Consider the following 1,958-nt stretch of genomic DNA (forward strand, 5'->3'; position numbering starts at 1 on the left):
GTGTCTGCGGGGAGAAAAGCGAAGAATTTGTCAAGGCCCGCCGTCTTCAGCTCAGCCACCATGTTTGTGAGAGCGCCATGGACCCCGGGATTATCGGCAAGGGGGAACATGAACGTGTTGCCGCGTAGGGGAGCAAAGGTCCCATCCGGGTTGACCTTTTCAAAGACGGGCTCTGAGACGTCGCTGGGGTGAGCGGCGGTCAAGCTCGTGACGAGGTCCTCAAGCGGGGATTGCTCAGCCATTTTCGAGGCGGGCGCGGTTGAGCAAAGCGAGTTTCCGTTGCAGCGTGGTTTGTTTTGATGAAGGGAGAGGAAGATCGTCAGCTGGTTGGTGGAAGGTGGAAGAAACCGGTTTGATGAAATTCCGGCGCAAACCCCGGCTTTATGTCGATTTCGCGAGGCGGGAAAAGAGGCCGCCCAATGCGGTCGCGCGTTGCGACAACAATGACGTGGCATGCCACGTCAGCAGCTCGGCCACGTCAGCAATTCGGGGGGCAGGCCGGAGGGCGGGCCGAGCGGGGTAGATATGCCATGCCCTCCGAATACCCTTTGGGCACCGGTATAAAAAGCGCCGGCGTCCGCTCTTTCATCTGCAAAATTCACCACAACTTGCAAACCAACTTCACTGCAATTTCCGTTTCCATATCCAACCCTCTGAAAAGCACGCATCATGTCTCAGAAAACCGTTTCATTCGCCGATCCCGCTACCGACGCCATTGCCACTGGCATGAGCCCCGGAGGCCATCGGTATGTTTTCCGCATTTCCGATTGTTCGATGACTGACAATTTTTTTAGCGAACAAGCTAAGGGTGCTCCCCCAGGTTATACGGGGCCACCGTTTGGCATTTGGACGGCAAAGGAAAGCCGTGTCGAATCTTTGGCAACGTTTCGAGGACCCGGAGTGAGGGCGGAAAGCGGCTCACCCGCACCGGAGGTACGAACGACCGGCGGTGCGGATCATGGAGTGTCCCCCAACTTCAAAGCCCCTCCCGGCCCCACGGTCCAGGATGACGACGACGATGACGTTTCGTCCGTGGGCTCTGACGACATGTCTGTTCTTGGGGATGCAATCACTCTTTATGAGAGTATGAAGTTCATCGTTTCTTACGTTGAGAAGCGAGGACGCAATTCTGGCAACGCCGATGTCGCTCCGTTCGTGAACCTTGCCGAGGAGCTTGCTCTCCGGGGGGCGCTCGATCATTTGAAGACGGCGAAATCATCAATTTCGCGCGTTGAGGCGCTAGCGGGCTGTCTCGCGGCAAGCTCCATTTCGAACCCTCCAGCGCCACCGCCCATTTCGAACAGTCCCAGGCCACTGACTACTATACGCATTTCGCTGCCGGAAACTTCCCACACCTGCGTCGGTAATATGTTCAAGCAATGCAAATTCAATGGATCTGTATCAATCGTCATGGGCGGTGCGACCAACCATATTATGAATGAGGAGGAGGAGGGGGAGAGATCCAGCCCGAAAAGATTTACCGGTGATGATCCCGAGATCCCGGATTGGTTGTTGGCATAAGTGCTTCCTGACGGCGATAATGCTGCTTTAATTTTTCCGCGTTGATATTTCGTGTGCTTCGGGATGCTCTAAATTGCAAACTGCTCCCACCAGATAGTTATCAATCCAATCGTTCTTCCTTTTGCACAACCGATGTATTCAGGTTCAATGCTCCGCTCCTGTGGGACACCGGGATCTTGTCTTCCGTCCAATTTATCCGAACAAGCCACCGCCGAGGCCGAAATGGGCCTGGCTATCGTTCAGCTAGTGACCGGGTTGGGCACCAGGTCATATCGCCGCCACGTCAGCTGAACGGTTCCATGACACTAGCGCATGTAATGACGTGGCATGCTGACGTGGCCCCGGCCGGCACGGAGCGACCGCCTCAGTCGGGGCCGATATAAAAACGGGGCGATGTCCGCTCCTTTTGTCGTCAAACACCCCGACTAACACATTTC

General features: G+C 55.7%; 1 protein-coding gene. It reads left to right on the plus strand.

Annotation, left to right across the window (positions count from 1 at the left end; all coding sequences use genetic code 11):
* Positions 1 to 669 precede the first annotated feature (669 nt).
* On the plus strand, positions 670 to 1,521 hold the full coding sequence (locus MOV63_RS32375; protein WP_247039830.1) for a hypothetical protein: 852 nt from the start codon (positions 670 to 672) through the stop codon (positions 1,519 to 1,521).
* Positions 1,522 to 1,958: the final 437 nt, after the last annotated feature.

The sequence above is a fragment of the Neorhizobium sp. SHOUNA12A genome (genome assembly GCF_023006505.1).
In the GTDB taxonomy this organism is placed as follows: Bacteria; Pseudomonadota; Alphaproteobacteria; order Rhizobiales; family Rhizobiaceae; genus Neorhizobium.

Bases quoted from the DNA above. Each gene is read 5' to 3' on its own strand.
- MOV63_RS32375 (WP_247039830.1), top strand. From the start codon at position 670: ATGTCTCAGAAAACCGTTTCATTCGCCGATCCCGCTACCGACGCCATT.